The 17,748-nt window shown below is 39.6% G+C and carries 15 protein-coding genes; 8 read left to right on the top strand and 7 right to left on the bottom strand.

Annotation, left to right across the window (positions count from 1 at the left end; genetic code table 11):
* The first annotated feature begins 2 nt into the window (after nt 1-2).
* From adeJ to ACLBWE_RS14640, 4 genes are all read left to right on the top strand, one after another.
* The gene (adeJ, locus tag ACLBWE_RS14655) at nt 3-3,179 is read left to right on the top strand and encodes a multidrug efflux RND transporter permease subunit AdeJ (RefSeq protein WP_005036454.1); all 3,177 of its coding nucleotides are present in this window, start codon (nt 3-5) and stop codon (nt 3,177-3,179) included.
* Nucleotides 3,179-4,633 (top strand): multidrug efflux RND transporter outer membrane channel subunit AdeK, encoded by a 1,455-nt coding sequence (adeK, locus tag ACLBWE_RS14650; RefSeq protein WP_045435268.1) that lies wholly within the window; start codon nt 3,179-3,181, stop codon nt 4,631-4,633. The genes adeJ and adeK overlap by 1 nt, the downstream gene beginning before the upstream one ends.
* A gap of 109 nt (nt 4,634-4,742) precedes the next feature.
* Nucleotides 4,743-5,093: a YbjQ family protein gene (locus tag ACLBWE_RS14645; RefSeq protein ID WP_447603735.1), complete on the top strand. Its 351-nt coding sequence runs from the start codon at nt 4,743-4,745 to the stop codon at nt 5,091-5,093.
* 7 nt (nt 5,094-5,100) lie between these two features.
* The gene (locus tag ACLBWE_RS14640; protein WP_151743353.1) at nt 5,101-5,535 is read left to right on the top strand and encodes a YbjQ family protein; all 435 of its coding nucleotides are present in this window, start codon (nt 5,101-5,103) and stop codon (nt 5,533-5,535) included.
* Here the strand turns inward: ACLBWE_RS14640 and ACLBWE_RS14635 are convergent.
* Genes ACLBWE_RS14635 through ACLBWE_RS14625 form a run of 3 tightly spaced genes read right to left on the bottom strand, consistent with a single transcriptional unit; the run spans nt 5,532 to nt 7,525 of the window.
* Nucleotides 5,532-5,966: a nuclear transport factor 2 family protein gene (locus ACLBWE_RS14635; RefSeq protein WP_424611869.1), complete on the bottom strand. Its 435-nt coding sequence runs from the start codon at nt 5,964-5,966 to the stop codon at nt 5,532-5,534. The genes ACLBWE_RS14640 and ACLBWE_RS14635 overlap by 4 nt on opposite strands.
* A 53-nt stretch (nt 5,967-6,019) precedes the next feature.
* Entirely contained in the window at nt 6,020-6,826 is an 807-nt protein-coding gene (locus tag ACLBWE_RS14630; protein WP_424611868.1) for an SDR family NAD(P)-dependent oxidoreductase, read from the bottom strand.
* Nucleotides 6,827-6,853: 27 nt separating this feature from the next.
* Entirely contained in the window at nt 6,854-7,525 is a 672-nt protein-coding gene (locus ACLBWE_RS14625; protein WP_005036445.1) for a hypothetical protein, read from the bottom strand.
* A gap of 196 nt (nt 7,526-7,721) precedes the next feature.
* Between ACLBWE_RS14625 and ACLBWE_RS14620 the strand changes: the two genes are divergently transcribed.
* The gene (locus tag ACLBWE_RS14620) at nt 7,722-10,619 is read left to right on the top strand and encodes a valine--tRNA ligase (RefSeq protein ID WP_447603732.1); all 2,898 of its coding nucleotides are present in this window, start codon (nt 7,722-7,724) and stop codon (nt 10,617-10,619) included.
* Nucleotides 10,620-10,681: 62 nt separating this feature from the next.
* Here the strand turns inward: ACLBWE_RS14620 and ACLBWE_RS14615 are convergent, their stop codons facing one another.
* The 4 genes from ACLBWE_RS14615 to ACLBWE_RS14600 all read right to left on the bottom strand — a co-directional run bounded on the left by ACLBWE_RS14615 (nt 10,682) and on the right by ACLBWE_RS14600 (nt 14,312).
* Complete coding sequence (locus tag ACLBWE_RS14615) at nt 10,682-11,470, bottom strand: hypothetical protein (RefSeq protein ID WP_447603730.1); 789 nt, start codon at nt 11,468-11,470, stop codon at nt 10,682-10,684.
* A 14-nt stretch (nt 11,471-11,484) separates the two neighbouring features.
* Nucleotides 11,485-12,057, bottom strand: coding sequence for a hypothetical protein (locus tag ACLBWE_RS14610; protein ID WP_447603728.1), 573 nt, complete (start codon nt 12,055-12,057; stop codon nt 11,485-11,487).
* 197 nt (nt 12,058-12,254) lie between these two features.
* Nucleotides 12,255-13,277: a molecular chaperone DnaJ gene (locus ACLBWE_RS14605; RefSeq protein ID WP_447603726.1), complete on the bottom strand. Its 1,023-nt coding sequence runs from the start codon at nt 13,275-13,277 to the stop codon at nt 12,255-12,257.
* Between the two features lie 129 nt (nt 13,278-13,406).
* Nucleotides 13,407-14,312 (bottom strand): AEC family transporter, encoded by a 906-nt coding sequence (locus ACLBWE_RS14600; protein ID WP_447603724.1) that lies wholly within the window; start codon nt 14,310-14,312, stop codon nt 13,407-13,409.
* Nucleotides 14,313-14,432: 120 nt separating this feature from the next.
* Here ACLBWE_RS14600 and ACLBWE_RS14595 point away from each other — a divergent pair, with 120 nt between their 5' ends.
* The 3 genes from ACLBWE_RS14595 (at nt 14,433) to ACLBWE_RS14585 (ending at nt 17,748) form a co-directional block, all read left to right on the top strand.
* Nucleotides 14,433-15,317, top strand: coding sequence for a LysR family transcriptional regulator (locus tag ACLBWE_RS14595; protein ID WP_447603722.1), 885 nt, complete (start codon nt 14,433-14,435; stop codon nt 15,315-15,317).
* Between the two features lie 304 nt (nt 15,318-15,621).
* Nucleotides 15,622-16,809 (top strand): ammonium transporter, encoded by a 1,188-nt coding sequence (locus ACLBWE_RS14590; RefSeq protein WP_347019577.1) that lies wholly within the window; start codon nt 15,622-15,624, stop codon nt 16,807-16,809.
* Nucleotides 16,810-17,052: 243 nt separating this feature from the next.
* Nucleotides 17,053-17,748 (top strand): phosphatase PAP2 family protein, encoded by a 696-nt coding sequence (locus ACLBWE_RS14585; RefSeq protein WP_447603719.1) that lies wholly within the window; start codon nt 17,053-17,055, stop codon nt 17,746-17,748.

Here is a 17,748-nt window from a genome sequence, read left to right as displayed (position 1 = left end):
GAATGGCACAATTTTTTATTCATCGCCCCATTTTTGCGTGGGTGATTGCATTAGTCATTATGTTGGCGGGTATTCTTACGCTCACAAAAATGCCTATTGCACAGTATCCGACGATTGCACCACCGACAGTTACAATTGCTGCAACTTATCCTGGTGCATCGGCTGAAACTGTTGAAAACACCGTAACCCAGATCATTGAACAACAAATGAATGGTCTAGATGGTTTACGTTATATTTCATCTAACAGTGCGGGTAACGGTCAGGCCTCTATTCAATTAAACTTTGAACAAGGTATTGATCCAGATATTGCACAGGTTCAGGTTCAAAACAAGCTGCAATCTGCAACTGCTCTTTTACCTGAAGATGTTCAACGCCAAGGTGTGACGGTTACCAAATCTGGTGCAAGCTTCTTGCAAGTTATTGCATTCTATTCACCAGACAATACCCTTTCAGACTCAGACATTAAAGATTACGTAAACTCGTCAATTAAAGAACCACTTAGCCGTGTTGCTGGTGTTGGTGAGGTACAAGTTTTTGGTGGTTCATACGCAATGCGTATCTGGCTCGACCCTGCAAAATTGACTAATTACCAGTTAACACCAAGTGATATTGCGACTGCTTTACAAGCGCAAAACTCACAAGTTGCTGTGGGTCAGTTAGGCGGAGCACCAGCAGTACAAGGTCAAGTGCTTAACGCGACAGTGAATGCACAAAGCTTGTTGCAAACACCTGAGCAATTTAAAAATATCTTCTTAAAGAACACAGCATCAGGTGCTGAGGTTCGTTTAAAAGATGTTGCTCGTGTTGAGTTAGGTTCTGATAACTATCAGTTCGATTCGAAGTTTAATGGTAAACCTGCCGGTGGTCTTGCAATTAAAATTGCAACTGGTGCGAACGCACTTGATACCGCTGATGCTGTTGAACATCGTTTAACCGAATTACGTAAGAACTATCCAGCAGGCCTTGCAGATAAACTGGCTTATGACACTACTCCATTTATTCGTCTTTCAATTGAAAGTGTTGTACACACATTAATTGAAGCGGTAATTTTAGTATTTATTGTCATGTTCTTGTTCTTGCAGAACTGGCGTGCAACCATTATTCCTACACTTGCAGTACCTGTTGTTGTGTTAGGTACATTTGCTGTCATCAATATCTTTGGTTTCTCAATTAACACCTTAACCATGTTCGCTATGGTATTGGCAATTGGTCTTCTGGTCGATGACGCCATTGTTGTAGTGGAAAACGTTGAACGTGTGATGAGTGAAGAGCATACCGATCCGGTCACGGCGACTTCACGATCAATGGAACAGATTTCTGGTGCATTAATTGGTATTACAAGCGTATTGACAGCGGTATTCGTACCAATGGCATTCTTTGGTGGTACGACTGGTGTAATTTACCGCCAATTCTCGATTACCCTTGTAACAGCAATGGTCTTATCGTTAATTGTGGCGTTAACCTTCACGCCAGCACTTTGTGCAACAATTTTAAAACAGCATGATCCTAACAAAGAACCAAGCAATAATATTTTTGCTCGTTTCTTCAGAGGATTTAACAACGGTTTTGACCGCATGTCGCATAGCTACCAAAATGGTGTTAGCCGCATGCTTAAAGGCAAAATCTTCTCTGGCGTACTTTACGCTTTAGTGATTGGCCTATTGGTGTTCTTGTTCCAAAAACTCCCATCTTCATTCTTACCAGAAGAAGATCAGGGCGTGGTCATGACACTTGTACAATTACCACCGAATGCAACGCTTGATCGTACGAATAAAGTTGTTGATACCATGACAAACTTCTTCATGAATGAAAAAGATACAGTGGAATCTATTTTCACCGTTTCAGGTTTCTCATTTACGGGTGTTGGTCAAAATGCTGGTATTGGTTTCGTTAAATTGAAAGACTGGAGTGAACGTACTTCACCAGAATCTCAAATTGGTGCGTTAATTCAGCGCGGTATGGCATTAAACATGATCGTCAAAGACGCATCTTACATCATGCCATTACAGCTTCCAGCAATGCCTGAACTCGGTGTAACTGCTGGTTTTAACTTGCAGCTTAAAGATTCAAGTGGTCAAGGCCATGAGAAACTAATTGCCGCACGTAACACAATTTTAGGTTTGGCTTCACAAGATAAACGTCTTGTAGGGGTACGTCCTAATGGTCAAGAAGATACGCCTCAGTATCAAATTAATGTAGATCAGGCTCAAGCTGGTGCTATGGGCGTTAGCATTGCTGACATTAACAACACTATGCGTATTGCATGGGGTGGCTCATACATTAACGATTTCGTTGACCGCGGTCGTGTGAAAAAAGTTTATGTTCAAGGTGATTCGGGTAGCCGTATGATGCCTGAAGACTTAAACAAGTGGTATGTACGTAATAGCAAAGGTGAAATGGTACCGTTCTCTGCATTTGCTACAGGCGAATGGACATATGGTTCTCCTCGTCTTGAACGTTATAACGGCGTGTCATCGGTTAACATTCAAGGTACACCTGCACCGGGCGTAAGTTCTGGTGATTCTATGAAAGCCATGGAAGAAATTATTGCTAAGTTACCATCTATGGGCTTACAAGGTTTCGACTATGAATGGACAGGTTTATCACTTGAAGAACGTGAGTCTGGCGCTCAAGCTCCATTCCTTTATGCTCTTTCATTGTTAATCGTTTTCCTTTGCTTAGCTGCATTATATGAAAGCTGGTCTATTCCGTTCTCGGTTTTACTTGTGGTACCACTTGGTATTATTGGTGCAATCGTATTGACTTACTTGGGTATGATTATTAAAGGAGATCCAAATCTCTCAAATAACATTTACTTCCAAGTAGCGATGATCGCGGTCATTGGTCTTTCTGCAAAAAATGCGATCTTGATTGTTGAGTTCGCAAAAGAGTTGCAGGAAAAAGGCGAAGACCTACTTGATGCAACTTTACATGCTTCAAAAATGCGTTTACGCCCAATTATTATGACCACCCTTGCCTTCGGTTTTGGTGTACTTCCACTTGCCCTTTCAACAGGTGCTGGTGCAGGAAGTCAGCACTCAGTCGGCTTCGGTGTACTCGGTGGCGTACTCAGTGCAACGTTCTTAGGTATCTTCTTTATCCCTGTATTCTATGTGTGGATTCGTAGTATCTTTAAGTACAAACCAAAAACCATAAACACTCAGGAGCATAAATCGTGATGCAAAAAGTATGGTCTATTTCAGGTCGTAGCATTGCGGTATCTGCACTTGCGCTTGCTTTGGCAGCTTGTCAAAGCATGCGCGGCCCAGAACCAGTCGTGAAAACCGATATACCACAAAGCTATGGATATAACAGCGCTTCTGGTACGTCTATTGCAGAACAGGGTTATAAACAGTTCTTTTCTGACCCTCGTTTGCTCGAAGTGATTGATTTGGCTCTTGCCAACAACCGTGACTTACGTACAGCAACGCTCAATATTGAACGTGCTCAACAGCAATATCGAATTACTCAAAACAACCAGCTTCCAACAATCGGAGCAAGTGGTAGTGCAATTCGTCAGGTTTCTCAAAGCCGTGATCCGAATAACCCCTACTCTACCTATCAGGTGGGTTTGGGTGTAACTGCCTATGAGCTTGATTTTTGGGGCCGCGTTCGTAGCTTGAAAGATGCTGCATTAGATAGTTATCTTTCAACGCAAAGTGCACGTGATTCGACACAAATCAGTCTGATTAGTCAGGTTGCTCAAGCATGGTTGAACTATTCTTTTGCATCGGCGAATCTAAAGCTTGCAGAGCAAACGCTTAAAGCACAGCAAGACTCTTACAACCTCAACAAAAAACGTTTTGATGTGGGTATCGACAGTGAAGTTCCACTACGTCAGGCACAGATTTCTGTAGAAACTGCGCGTAACGATGTAGCGAACTACAAAACTCAGATGGCTCAAGCACAAAACTTGTTGAACTTGTTATCAGGTCAATCGATTCCGCAAAACTTGTTGCCAAACCAACCTGTAAAACGCATTACTCAACAGAATGTATATACAGCTGGTTTACCAAGCGACTTGCTTAACAACCGTCCAGATGTAAAAGCTGCCGAATATAACTTAAGCGCTGCTGGTGCGAATATTGGTGCTGCAAAAGCACGTTTATTCCCAACAATTAGCTTAACGGGTTCTGCAGGTTACGCATCGACTGATTTAAGTGATTTATTTAAGTCTGGTGGTTTTGCATGGTCAATTGGTCCAAGCTTGGATTTACCAATCTTTGACTGGGGCACGCGTCGTGCCAATGTAAAAATTTCTGAAACCGATCAGAAAATTGCATTGTCTGATTATGAAAAATCAGTTCAGTCTGCATTCCGCGAAGTTAATGATGCGCTTGCAACTCGTGCCAATATTGGTGAACGTTTAACAGCTCAACAACGTCTAGTAGAAGCAACTAACCGCAACTACACATTATCAAATGCTCGCTTCCGTGCTGGTATTGATAGTTACTTGACAGTTCTTGATGCACAACGTTCATCTTATTCAGCAGAACAAGGTTTATTGTTGCTTCAACAAGCTAACTTAAACAACCAAATTGAGTTATATAAAACTCTAGGTGGCGGTTTAAAAGCAAACTCTTCAGATACAGTGGTTAATCAACCATCAAGTGCTGAACTTAAAAAGCAATAAGTTTTAAATAACTTATCTATAAAAGCTCACTTCGGTGGGCTTTTTTATTGCATCTCATGCGAATATTTCTTATCTTGAAAGCTTAAGAGATTTAGATTGATAAAAAATAATGTTACTGAGTAATTTAGAAAGTGTTCCGGGCTACCAGATTTTAAAACAGCTTGATGTTGTTTATGGAAGTACAGTCCGTAGTAAGCATGTTGGCCGTGACTTGATGGCGAGTTTAAAAAATATTGTGGGTGGTGAACTTACAGGTTATACCGAATTATTAGAAGAATCCCGCCAAGAAGCCATGAATCGTATGATTGCCAAAGCTCAGCAACTTGGTGCGAATGCAATTGTCGGCATTCGTTTTTCAACTTCAAATATTGCTCAAGGTGCTTCCGAACTATTTGTATATGGCACCGCTGTGGTTGTGCAACCTCAAGCCCCCCATCTACCAGATCCATTTAGTGCATAGGTAGAAAATGGAAAATCTTATTTTTCAGCTTGTTATTTTTCTCATTCTTTTCAGTATTGGTTGGGGTTTTGGGCGCCATATTGAACGAAAACATTTGAATGAACTTCTAGAAAAAGAGCAACGACTGGCCCATATCAGAATTGATACGAATCGTTTTGCGACGAGTGATCAGCTAGGCCATTTCATTAGTAGTAATGTCGTGATTTCTCATGACTACTTTAAATATGTATTGGCATCCATTAAGAATGTTTTGGGTGGTCGACTCACCAGTTATGAGAGTGTAGTTGAGCGTGCTCGCCGTGAAGCGATTGTCCGTTTAAAACAACAAGCCCATACCGCAGGAGCTAACCATATTATGGGAGTTCGGCTGAGTACAACCGAACTAGGAATGCAGGGCGGAATGGTCGAAGTTTTTGCCTACGGTACAGCAGTAAAAGATTAATACTGCCCTACATTAGAAAAATGTATGCGTGGATTGCCAATATTTTTAGTTAAATGTTGGCAAATTCCGGTAATTTTCCAACTGCCCTGTTGTTTTGCCAAAGTAAAATAATAACGACCAAACGAATGAAAATAATCATTTTCTGAAAAACGATAAATTTGATAATTACATTCTAACCATGCCCGATCTTGTTCAATACGGATGATCGGATTACTTAAGTTATGTTGCAATCTGAGATGCGACAACGCCTGTTGCCGAGAACCTTTATATTCATGACAAGACACGACACATAAAGGCTCTCCCCTAAACTGGAAATAGTCCACCTCAAGTTGATCTGCCAATAACTCATCAAAAGCGTCCCAATTTTTCTGGTCAAAGACCAATTGAAAACGCGTAATGACTTCTAAAATACGGTGATAATCTTGATCCATGGTGAACCTTCTATGCGGGTTTTCCATCAATTTAGCACGACAAAATCACTTTTTTATTTTACTTTTGTTTTCCGAATCATTTTATAAAGAAGTTTTGGTGACATCCGAGAAACCATAACCCCTAGTTTTTCTTTTGCTCCACCAACAACAATATATTCTTGGCCTTGCATTAATGCTTTTACAGATTGCTCTGCAAATACATCTGCCTCTAAACCATTTTCAATTGCTTCATCTTGATGACCTTGAGGTTGTCCAGCACCATTTAACGCATTAAAAGAAACGTTAGTTTTTACAAAGCCTGGGAAAATCACAGAAACTTCAACACCTTGATCTGAGACCTCGGCACGTAAACTATTTGCCCACATATGAATTGCAGCTTTAGCAGCCGAATAACTTGCACGGTACTGCGTTCCTAATAAACCCGCCACACTCGACACAAATACAACTCGACCAGACTTTTGTTTTAGCATGGTCGGAAGCACAGTTTTGGTTAACGCCACTTGTGAGAAATAGTCGACTTCCATAATGGCCCGTTCAGTTGCCATCGTCGTATCTTCAATTAAAGCACGTTGGCTCAAACCTGCATTATTAATGAGCCAGTCAATTCGCCCTTTCGCTTTTAAAATCTGCTCATAGGCTTCTTGTACCTGCTTTTCATCAGTAATATCTGCAACCACAGATAAATGATGATCTGGATTTAACAAACCCACTCGAACTACTTCTAATTCATCAAAACGACGCGAGGTCAAAATCACCTCCGCCCCTTGCAAAGCCAACTCGCCTGCTAAGGCCTTACCCAGACCAGAAGATGCTCCCGTAATCCATACCACTTTATTTTGCAAAGTATCAAGTTTGGCCATGCTTTATGTTCCTATTATCTTTTTAAATTATGCTGCTTGATGCATGAAGGCCAAAAAGTGGTTGATATAATGAGTTGCTGTGGTCTGATCGACCTGTGTACCTAACTTTTCCAAACGTTTATAGCCCAAATGCGTCGTCATGTTGATCACCCCATTCAGGGTTTTATCGACAACTAAATTAAATTTTAAACGCTTTTTAGGTTCACGTACTAGGCTTGTTACGCCTAAATCTACAATTTGAATGAGGGTATCAAAAGCAGCTGCAACACTCTGCATATTCCCATCACGAATTTGCTGAGTCAGGGTTTCGGCTTGTTGCACGAGTTGGAGGGTAACTGGATAGGTAATATAAACTTGCTGTCCCTGCTCTTTCATCAGAGATGTCATGTAATCGACTAAAGGTAAAAGACGTTCATTTCCAAAGAATGAAACTGACCAAGGCATGTATTTTCGAAAAGTTTCCAAAACCTGCTGAACCACTTTTTCAGACTCAGCTTGCTGTTTTGGGGACATGGTTGTATTCCCTGACTGTAAAAGTACAGAAAAAACCTGCTCAATAATTTCACAAGAAAGGTCAGACAATACATCCCCTAAGGGTTTTGCCTGACTTTGGCTTACCCCATCATGCAGTTTCTGCCGAATGGTCTCGAATTGGGTATAAGTTGAATCGGAAATTTTCAAAAAAACTTCATAACTCATGAGCAACATCCTTTTTCAATTCTTTTGTAATTTTTGTGCCGTGTCTCTACACGATTAAATTGTGATCCATCTTTCATAAATCTACCGTTTTTTGAAAAAAATACAAAACCGTTTATCTGTTTTCAGCACATTAATTTCGAGGCATTTTTTTGCTACAATAGGTGCAATTTTTTATGCATATTCGATCTAAGCTACTATGACTGACGCTCAAACCGCTCAAAATATTGCGACCACATACGATCCAACCGAGATCGAAAAGAAGTGGTACCAAACGTGGGAAGAACAAGGTTACTTCAAACCTTCTGGTCACGGTGAATCATTCTGTATCATGATTCCGCCACCAAACGTCACTGGTAGTTTGCACATGGGCCATGGCTTTAACAATGCCATTATGGATGCCCTCACCCGTTATAACCGTATGATGGGTAAAAACACCTTGTGGCAACCAGGTACTGACCATGCGGGTATTGCAACTCAAATGGTTGTTGAGCGTCAACTTGGCTTACAAGGTGTGACTCGTCATGACTTGGGCCGTGATAAGTTCATCGAAAAAGTTTGGGAATGGAAAGAACAATCTGGCGGCACGATTACGAAACAAATTCGTCGTTTAGGTTCATCTGTAGACTGGTCACGTGAACGCTTCACGATGGACGAAGGTTTGTCGAACGCAGTTAAAGAAGTGTTCGTTCGCTTGCACGAAGACGGTTTAATTTACCGTGGTAAGCGCCTTGTAAACTGGGATCCTAAACTTCAAACTGCTCTTTCTGACCTTGAAGTAGAAAGCAAAGAAGAAAAAGGCTCACTTTGGCACTTTAAATATTTCTTTGAAGATAAATCAGTTAAAACTCAAGATGGCAAAGACTATCTAGTAGTTGCAACGACTCGTCCTGAAACTTTACTGGGCGATACTGCGGTTGCTGTTCACCCTGAAGATGAGCGTTATGCACACCTTGTTGGTAAAAATATTGTATTGCCAATTACTGGTCGTTTAATTCCAATCGTTGCTGACGACTACGTTGAAAAAGATTTCGGTACTGGCTGTGTAAAAATCACGCCTGCCCATGACTTTAACGACTATGACCTAGGTAAACGCAATAGTTTGCCAATCATTAATATATTCAACAAAAATGCCGAAGTTTTGGGTGAGTTTGAATATATTGCAAAAGCTGGCGAACAAATTTCTAAAACCATTACTGCACCTGCGGAATACGCTGGTTTAGAACGCTTCGCAGCACGTAAAAAATTAGTTGCTCAAGCAGAAGCTGAAGGCTGGTTAGATCAAATCCAACCGTATGACTTAAAAGCTCCACGTGGCGACCGTTCAGGCGTGATCATTGAGCCATTATTAACTGACCAATGGTATGTAAAAATTGCTCCGCTTGCTGAACCTGCAATTGAAGCAGTTCAAGATGGCCGTATTAAGTTTGTTCCAGAGCAGTACAGCAACATGTATATGGCATGGATGCGTGACATTCAAGACTGGTGTATTTCACGTCAGCTTTGGTGGGGTCACCGTATTCCAGCTTGGTACGATGCGAATGGCAACATCTATGTGGGTCGTAACGAAGAAGAAGTACGCGCGAAGAACAATATCGCTGCTGACGTTGAACTTAAACAAGACGAAGACGTTCTTGATACATGGTTCTCTTCTGCGCTTTGGACTTTCTCAACCTTAGGTTGGACTGGCAATGCGAAGCAAGATGATTTAAATGATTTCTTAAAAACTTTCCACCCAACAGATGTGTTGGTCACTGGTTTTGACATCATTTTCTTCTGGGTTGCCCGCATGATCATGATGACCCTGCACTTCATGAAAAATGAAGACGGTTCATCTCAAGTTCCATTTAAGACTGTTTACGTTCACGGCTTGGTACGTGATGGTGAAGGTCAAAAAATGTCTAAGTCTAAAGGTAACGTCCTTGACCCATTAGACTTGATTGACGGTATTGATTTAGAAAGCTTAGTGGCAAAACGTACGACTGGCCTAATGAACCCGAAAGATGCCGCGAAGATTGAAAAATCAACGCGCAAAGAGTTCCCAGAAGGCATTAATGCTTATGGTACTGACGCAGTTCGTTTCACGTTCTGTGCGCTTGCAAACACTGGTCGTGACATCAAGTTCGACTTAAAACGTGTTGAAGGCTATCGTAACTTCTGTAACAAAATCTGGAACGCGACTCGTTTCGTTCTGATGAATGTTGAAGGTCAAACTGTTGGTACTGACGCTCGTCCTGATCTTTGGGAACTTCCAGAACAATGGATTATGAGCCGTCTGCAAAAAGCTGAAGCTGCCGTACACCAAGCATTTGCAACTTACCGTTTAGACCTTGCTGCACAAGCGATTTACGACTTTATCTGGAATGAATACTGTGACTGGTATGTTGAGTTAACTAAACCAGTTCTTAACGATGCAGACGTTGCCGAAGAGCGTAAAGCTGAAGTACGCCGTGTATTGCTTGCAGTGATGGAAGCTTCTTTACGTTTAGCTCATCCGTTAATGCCGTATTTGACAGAAGAAATCTGGCAAACGCTTGCACCAATGCTTGGTAAAGGCGGTCCAACGATTATGACTGCTCAATACCCTATTCCTGAGCAAGCAAAAATCAATGAACAAGCTGAAGCAGACATGCAATGGCTTCAAGGTTTAATTGGTGCGGTACGTAACATTCGTGGTGAGTTAGGCTTAGGTAATGCGCGCTTGTTGCCAGTATTACTTCAAAACACGTCTGACGCTGAACGTGAACAAATCATTCGTATTGAAGCATTGTTCAAAGCATTGGCTAAAGTTGAAAGCATTGAGTTCTTGAATAAAGACCAAGAACCACCTTTGTCTTGCTCTAGCGTTGTTAGCCATGCATCGGTATTTGTACCAATGAAAGGCTTAATTGACCCTAAAGCTGAGCTTGCTCGTTTGCAAAAAGACTTGGATAAAATCCAAAAGCAACACGACCAAATCGCGGGCAAACTTGCAAACGAAGGCTTTGTATCTAAAGCACCAGCAGCAGTTGTTGAAGGTGAAAAAGCGAAGCTTGCTGAGTTTGCTGCTCAGTTAGAGAAAGTTAAAGCGAATATGGAACAGATTGCTGCGCTTTAATCTTTAAATTTCACAATTTAATCTGTAGATTAAGGGGCTGATTATTCAGCCCTTTATCTATTTTATTGTGGATATAATTTATATCCTTCCACTTCTTTCATTAATTGTTTATTTCTAAAGCTAATAGCTCCATTTTGACTTTTTGGCCACTTAGCCCGTAAGCCGTCATCAATCAGAATTAAATTTGTACCACCAGATAATTTGCTAGCTGTCCAAACACACCTTCCGAATGCTTTTACATGCTTTTTAGCAACTTTCCTAACCATTGCAGGGCCACAAGCCATACCAATACCTATATCAAGTGCAGGTAAATTATATCTCTTCTTAAGTTCTAAATTCACTATTGTTCTAACCATTTCCATACAACCAATTGATGCATAGTAAGAATTATATAAATCATCATCATTTAAGTAAGGAAAAAAACCTAAAATCCCATCCCCCAAATATTCTGTAACCGCCCCACTAAAATGATCAATTACTACTTCTAAACTTGGTAAAAGTGCAGAGGTTTCGTAAAAAACTCTTTGAATACCGTTCACTTGAGCATCAGCTAAGTTTGTACTTAATCGTTGAGTAGATTTTCTAATATCACATACTAGAGCAATGAATTCGTTAATCTGGGCCTTGTCTACTAACTCATGTCCTGGAATATCCGAGGGTACAGCACTATCAAATACCATTAAGCTTTCTGAACTGTCTTCCATACCCATTGATTTTTCAATAAGTTTTTTACTCGCCCCTGTATATTCCCATTCATTCTCTGCTTGATCTAAACTTAAAATACACGCCGACATTACTTTTTGTCTTAATTGATTATATTCCTGTTGATTTAATCCCAATGAATGACTCATAACTTCCCCTTATATTAATTTAAGATAATTACCGCTAACCACGTTAAAAAACTTATTGCTACCCAAAAAATTGTAGTTAAAAGTGCTTTTTGCATTCTTTTAATTTTTATATCTCTAATCGAAATTAATTTCATCCTTTCAAATAAAAGTTCATCTTCAATTTTAATAGAATCTAATGAGTCAATATATTTTTTCTCATCAACAAATTTAGTATTTGCTTTAGGAATATGAAAAACATTAAAAGCTGATAAAAATTCAAGTTTTGGAAATAAATAGCCTCCAAATATTACACCTTTAGGATGATCTTGATAACCATCAAAATCAATAGAATCTTTCGGGTTACTCAAAGGAAAAACTGAAAATACTAATATTAACAAACTAACGACCCATAATAAAAAATCCAATATTATCAAAAATATCCAAAAATCATGAAGTTCTACTAACTTACTTAATCCTATTGTAATTTTATCCATTTCACTTAATGGTAAACATAAAAAAACTAGGAAAAAACCTGCTTTAACATCAATAGCCCTAATTGTTTGTTGCGTATCAAGTATACTTTCACGTAATAAATCAGTTTTATTCATCTTACCCCCTTCTTAATTAAAAAAATATTAAGTAAATTATATAAATCTTTTTAGTATTAAATTACATTTTTTCTAACAATTTAGATATTAAATATTTATTTTCAACTTCACTAAATCATCACTACTAATCTCATGACATCATATAACTTCTGAAAGCTAATTACTCCTGCTATAGATTAAGTACTTTGGAGTATTATCTAATAAACTAAAACCCCATGCCCCAACAACATCTCCACTCCACTCACCTTTTTCATATGCTTTAAACGTTCCTTTTCCCACTTCACCTGCTGCTTTAACTCAGCACAGTCAGCATCTATAGCTTTATAAACATCACTAATGTGTACATGCTCTGCTTTCACATTCTTGGCTAACTGAAAAGAATCTAAAATCTCAGCTATTTGGCTTTCAAGCTGCTGACTTTGTGCATCCAAAGCCAGTTTATAAAACCTCAACTGCTCCGCAGATAGTTCTTTAGCACCTAGCCCCTTATTCTGTTCAAGCTGTAACTGGAGTTTGAGTAAATAAAACAAATCCTGCTTTTCATAGGCCTGACTTGCTTGTTGGAACAACTCAGTTTTTTCTTCTTTTTTGGTTTCATCCTGCTCACGGTCTGGGTGAATCATCGCGGCAATTTTTAAATAAACTGTTTTTAACGACTGCGCTGCCATTTGCTCTGCTTGCTCACGTTTCTGTTGTTGCCTTTGCTGTTTGGCTTGTTCTCGCGCTTGTTGTTGCTCAGCAGCATATTGTTCAAAGTCTTCTTCAAGTTCTGCACTTCGATCAGCACTTTCTTCATATTCAGATTTTATTGACTGAGCTTTTTTAGTCTTTTTTGCCGACTCCCCCGCATGTTGCTGATAAAAGGTATCGAGCTGCTTCACTAGCTCCAACTGTTCAGCAGACAGCATTTTGGAGCGCTTCAACATTTGTGCAAGCTGGGCAATTTTTTCATCAAGTTGTTGCATATCTACTTTGGAAAAATCATGGCTATGCAACATATTCCAAAGTTGATCCAACTGCTGAAATAAGACTTCATGCAAATCGCTATACACAGGCATCAGTTTTTGCCTTATGTGCTGTTGAATCTCAGCTTGCGCATTTTGCCATATGCTAAGGCTAACTTTTTGCTGTTCTATTTTATCAATCAGGTGATTAAGTTTTTTCTGCTGTGCAGACGGTTCAGACCTTTGCTGCAAGCTCACTTTGAGATCAAAGGACATACTCATCCACCTGAAAAAGAAAAAAGTGTAGCAATAATCAGATGAGGAAGGTAGCAAAGCATTCTTTAAATAAGAATCGGCACGTTAATTTTTAAAAAATAGAACGTGTCTTACCTAAATGTTTATAACTTAAGAGATCCACCAAATCACTACTGGTAAAGTCACAGCTGCACATAAGGTTTGAAAGCTGATTACTGCTGCCATGAGTTGGCTGTCGCCACCCAAAACTTTGGTTAAAATGTATGATGCAGAAGCAGTCGGTAACGCAAAGAAAATGACTAAAATTTGTGTTTGTAGACTTGGTAAACCAAACCACATGCAGACCACATAGGCTAAAGCAGGCACTGCTAAAAGTCGTGCAAAAGTGTCTGCCGCCAACACGACAATATCTTTTTTAATTTGCATAAACTGTAAAGCTGCGCCCACACATAACAGACCCAGTGGCAAACTCGATGCTGAAAAAAGTTTAATAAAGTTAGCAATGCCGTCCCAAATCGGGATGTGAAGTGCATTGACTACCGCTCCCACCACACACGATGCAATTAACGGGTTTTTAAGAAGCGCAATCAAAACAGGCTTAATCGCCATGTGTTCTTTAGAAGTTAGAGCAAGCACCGAAATAACGTTCACAAGTGGAATGCAAAGCGCCAATAAAATTGCCAGAATTGCCATTCCTTCACTTTTAAAAAGCGAAGTCACTAACGCCAAACCAATATAAGTATTAAAGCGAACCATACTTTGTACATGCACTCCAAAACGTGCAGGTGGTATGTGCCAAAACACACGAAGTAGGTACAAGAAAATGGTGACTGCCAAAACTACAATCAACATGGCAATGATGGCTGTACTCAAGCTTTGTAAGTCAATTTTCGCAGTCGATAGCGTACTAAAAAGCAAAGCGGGAAATAAAATATAGTAATTGAGCTTCTCTGCCCCAGCCCAAAACTCATCGCTAAAAAAACGATATTTTTTAAACAGGTATCCCGATGCAATTAATGCAACTAAGGGAAAAAGAGATAAAACAATGCTATTCATTTCTTTACTCGAGTTTGGTTGAAGGGCTTGCTATTTTTTGGTAATTCCTTTGGCTTACTCATATATTAAAGATAATGAAAACTCATGATAAAATGAGTTTTTACTCATAACAAATACAACATGACATTTACCCAGCTTGAAATTTTCGCACTTATTGCTGAACTAAAAAGCTTTACTGCTACAGCAGAAAAGCTGGGAATTTCGCAGTCGGCAGTTTCTCATGCCCTTAAGTCATTAGAACAACAATGGGGCATTAACCTCATTTCAAGAACTCAAAGTGATATTGAACTGACTACAACAGGCCAGCAGTTACTCACTCATGTAAAAGAGCTATTGAGTATTTCCAACACATTAGAAAAAGAAGTAGCTGCGATCCATGGATTAAATGAAGGCACATTACATATCGGATCTTTTGGGGCTTCATCATCCATTTATCTATTGCCTGAAATTTTAGAAAGCTTTCGGCAGCGCTACCCTAAAATCGAAATTTATATCGATGAAGGTGAGGATAAAGAAGTAGCTCAATGGTTATTGGAACGGCGTATAGAAGTCGGTTTTTTGATTATGCCAGATGAGCGGTTCGATACATTCCCTTTAATCGAAGACCGTTTTGTTGCCCTAATTCCGAATGGTTACCCACTGGCGCAACAACTCTATATTGATCCAGCACAACTAGAAAACTGCCCTTTTATTATGACAATGGCAGGCAGTAGACATCAGGTCGAATTAATTTTAAAAAACTTTAATGTGAAACCAGACATCAAATTTTATGTGTCACAAATTCTGAGTATCGTTAGCATGGTCCACAACCAGTTAGGTGTTTCCATTGTGTCTGATATGGTCATCACCAAAGGGTTACTCTCACTCTATCCAAATGTAGTTAAACGCCCTTTTAAACCGAACCTTAAACGTTCTATTGGACTCGCAGTGAAAAATAAAAAGCATATGAGTCCAGCTGTGAAAGCATTCATTGACGTTGCTCAGGAAGTTTGGTCGAATCATTAGTTCAAATACAAACAACTTTTTTAAATTTTAATAACGAACTTTTTTAGGTCAATTTATAAGCGTATTAGATGATTTTTAACATAAAAGCATGAGTGTCGCCCTTATCTCGAGCAACTCTACGCACCATTTGTCGTCAAAATCCCATTATCTAATCTAAATTGGTGCGCTTATTGCATATTCACTTTTATGCAATTGAGTTTGTTTCGACAAACTTAGGTTTTTAGATTCCTTAAATCTATTTTGGTGCAATTTACAGACCCAGATTTGTTCCAAAATGGAATTTAGCACTTTTTTCGAGCATGCTATGCAAAATGTAGATCTATTTTTCTTATTACTTGGTGCTGTTTTGGTTCTTGCCATGCACGCAGGTTTTGCATTCTTGGAACTTGGTACAGTTCGCCATAAAAATCAGGTGAACGCACTGAGTAAAATTCTGACTGACTTTGCCCTTTCAGCAATCGCATATTTCTTTGTTGGCTACTATATTTCTTATGGTCAGCATTTCTTCCATGATGGTACGGTTTTATCAAGCGATCATGGCTACAACCTTATGCGTTGTTTCTTTTTACTCACTTTTGCTGCTGCAATTCCTGCCATTATTTCGGGTGGTATTGCTGAACGTGCAAAAATGCGTTCTCAAGCCATTGCAACACTCGCTTTAGTTGCGCTGGTTTATCCATTTTTCGAAGGCATGGTCTGGAACGGTAACTATGGTCTGCAAAAGTGGTTAGAAACAACCTTTGGGGCAGCTTTTCATGACTTTGCTGGTTCAGTTGTAGTGCATGCTATGGGGGGTTGGATTGCGCTTGCTGCGGTCATTTTATTGGGGGCACGTTCTGGTCGTTATAAGAAAGATGGTCGTGTAAGTGCTCACCCGCCCTCTTCTATTCCATTTTTGGCACTGGGTTCATGGATTTTAATTGTCGGCTGGTTTGGCTTTAACGTGATGAGTGCTCAGCGTGTAGATGCTATTTCTGGTCTAGTTGCCATTAACTCACTCATGGCAATGGTTGGGGGAACAATTACAGCAAATGCGATTGGTAAAAATGACCCAGGTTTCTTACACAACGGTCCACTTGCAGGCTTAGTGGCAATCTGTGCAGGGTCTGACATTGTTCATCCAATTAGTGCGCTTGTCATTGGTGGTGCAGCTGGTGCGATGTTTGTGTACCTATTTACCTACACACAAAACAAACTCAAAGTTGATGATGTGTTGGGTGTATGGCCGTTACATGGTGTGTGTGGTGCATTTGGTGGTATTGCAGTAGGTCTATTTGGTCAACAATGGCTTGGTGGTTTAGGCGGTGTATCTTTTGCCTCACAGCTCATTGGCACAGTACTTGCGATTGCCATTGCGCTCGCTGGTGGTTTTATTGTCTACGGCTTACTCAAAGCGACCATTGGTATTCGTTTATCTCAAGAAGATGAGTTTAGAGGTGCAGATTTATCCATTCATAAAATTTCTGCAAACTCCGAAGAAGGTATGTTCTAATTCAGGGATTGATAAGCAGGGTTAAATATTCTGCTTATCATTATTTCAAAAGTTCTCACAGACCAAAATGGCTAAAAAAACACCACATAATTTCTATAAGTAAATAATATATATCTATGAATCATCAATATTATTTTTAAAATCAACTTTATTTAAACATTAAAATTTGTTTAGTTTAAGAACAATTTAAGTTTTATTTTATGTAATGCCTTCAACTCACACTCAAATTGATGTTGCAGCGCGATGAACCAACAAAAACAATTTTTTCAACTTCAGCTTATTTTTCTTGCCCTTAGTTTTTTTATACTTTTATTTATATTTCCGGTGGGTGGGAAAATTGATATGTATTTCATCCACCCTTGGATGGATTCAACAGGTCATTTTTTTAATCGGGACAATTGGTACCTTGTACGGCTTAACCATGAAATCGTAAAACAAATCATCACCACCGTTTATGTGATCTTTTTAGGTCTGTGGATTGCGTCATTCAAAGTAGAAAAATTGAAGCTTTATCGCTGGCAATATGGCTATATGTTTTTTGTGAGCATGATTGGTAGCGGTATAGTTGGCTTATTAAAATCACAATCTGCTCACGCCTGCCCTTGGAATATGGTTCATCCAATTACTTTAAGTTATGTGTGGGACTTTACTTCTACACATGGTCATTGCTTTCCAGGTGGTCATGCAAGCGCAGGCTTTATTTTAATGACAGGCTATTTTGTTTATCGTCTTGAGCAACCTAAACGTGCCTATTTTTATCTTATCGCTGGCATCATCTTAGGCTTTCTAATGGGTTGGGGGCAAATGATGCGTGGCGCGCATTTCCTGAGCCACAATTTATGGACAGGTTGGGTCGTTTGGGCAGTAAATATCTTATTTTACAGGATTTGTATTCACCGCTTTGAATTTGAAAAACGAATCAAACAAGAACTTGTATAA

The organism is Acinetobacter sp. M5A5_2a, assembly GCF_053345265.1.
The sequence above is the reverse complement of the archived record's forward strand: the minus strand, read 5'-3'. Positions and strand labels throughout refer to the sequence as shown.

Coding starts and splice junctions, on each gene's coding strand:
- adeJ (WP_005036454.1), top strand. CDS start 3: ATGGCACAATTTTTTATTCATCGCCCCATTTTTGCGTGGGTGATTGCA.
- adeK (WP_045435268.1), top strand. CDS start 3,179: ATGCAAAAAGTATGGTCTATTTCAGGTCGTAGCATTGCGGTATCTGCA.
- ACLBWE_RS14645 (WP_447603735.1), top strand. CDS start 4,743: ATGTTACTGAGTAATTTAGAAAGTGTTCCGGGCTACCAGATTTTAAAA.
- ACLBWE_RS14640 (WP_151743353.1), top strand. CDS start 5,101: ATGGAAAATCTTATTTTTCAGCTTGTTATTTTTCTCATTCTTTTCAGT.
- ACLBWE_RS14635 (WP_424611869.1), bottom strand. CDS start 5,966: ATGGATCAAGATTATCACCGTATTTTAGAAGTCATTACGCGTTTTCAA.
- ACLBWE_RS14630 (WP_424611868.1), bottom strand. CDS start 6,826: ATGGCCAAACTTGATACTTTGCAAAATAAAGTGGTATGGATTACGGGA.
- ACLBWE_RS14625 (WP_005036445.1), bottom strand. CDS start 7,525: ATGAGTTATGAAGTTTTTTTGAAAATTTCCGATTCAACTTATACCCAA.
- ACLBWE_RS14620 (WP_447603732.1), top strand. CDS start 7,722: ATGACTGACGCTCAAACCGCTCAAAATATTGCGACCACATACGATCCA.
- ACLBWE_RS14615 (WP_447603730.1), bottom strand. CDS start 11,470: ATGAGTCATTCATTGGGATTAAATCAACAGGAATATAATCAATTAAGA.
- ACLBWE_RS14610 (WP_447603728.1), bottom strand. CDS start 12,057: ATGAATAAAACTGATTTATTACGTGAAAGTATACTTGATACGCAACAA.
- ACLBWE_RS14605 (WP_447603726.1), bottom strand. CDS start 13,277: ATGTCCTTTGATCTCAAAGTGAGCTTGCAGCAAAGGTCTGAACCGTCT.
- ACLBWE_RS14600 (WP_447603724.1), bottom strand. CDS start 14,312: ATGAATAGCATTGTTTTATCTCTTTTTCCCTTAGTTGCATTAATTGCA.
- ACLBWE_RS14595 (WP_447603722.1), top strand. CDS start 14,433: ATGACATTTACCCAGCTTGAAATTTTCGCACTTATTGCTGAACTAAAA.
- ACLBWE_RS14590 (WP_347019577.1), top strand. CDS start 15,622: ATGCAAAATGTAGATCTATTTTTCTTATTACTTGGTGCTGTTTTGGTT.
- ACLBWE_RS14585 (WP_447603719.1), top strand. CDS start 17,053: ATGAACCAACAAAAACAATTTTTTCAACTTCAGCTTATTTTTCTTGCC.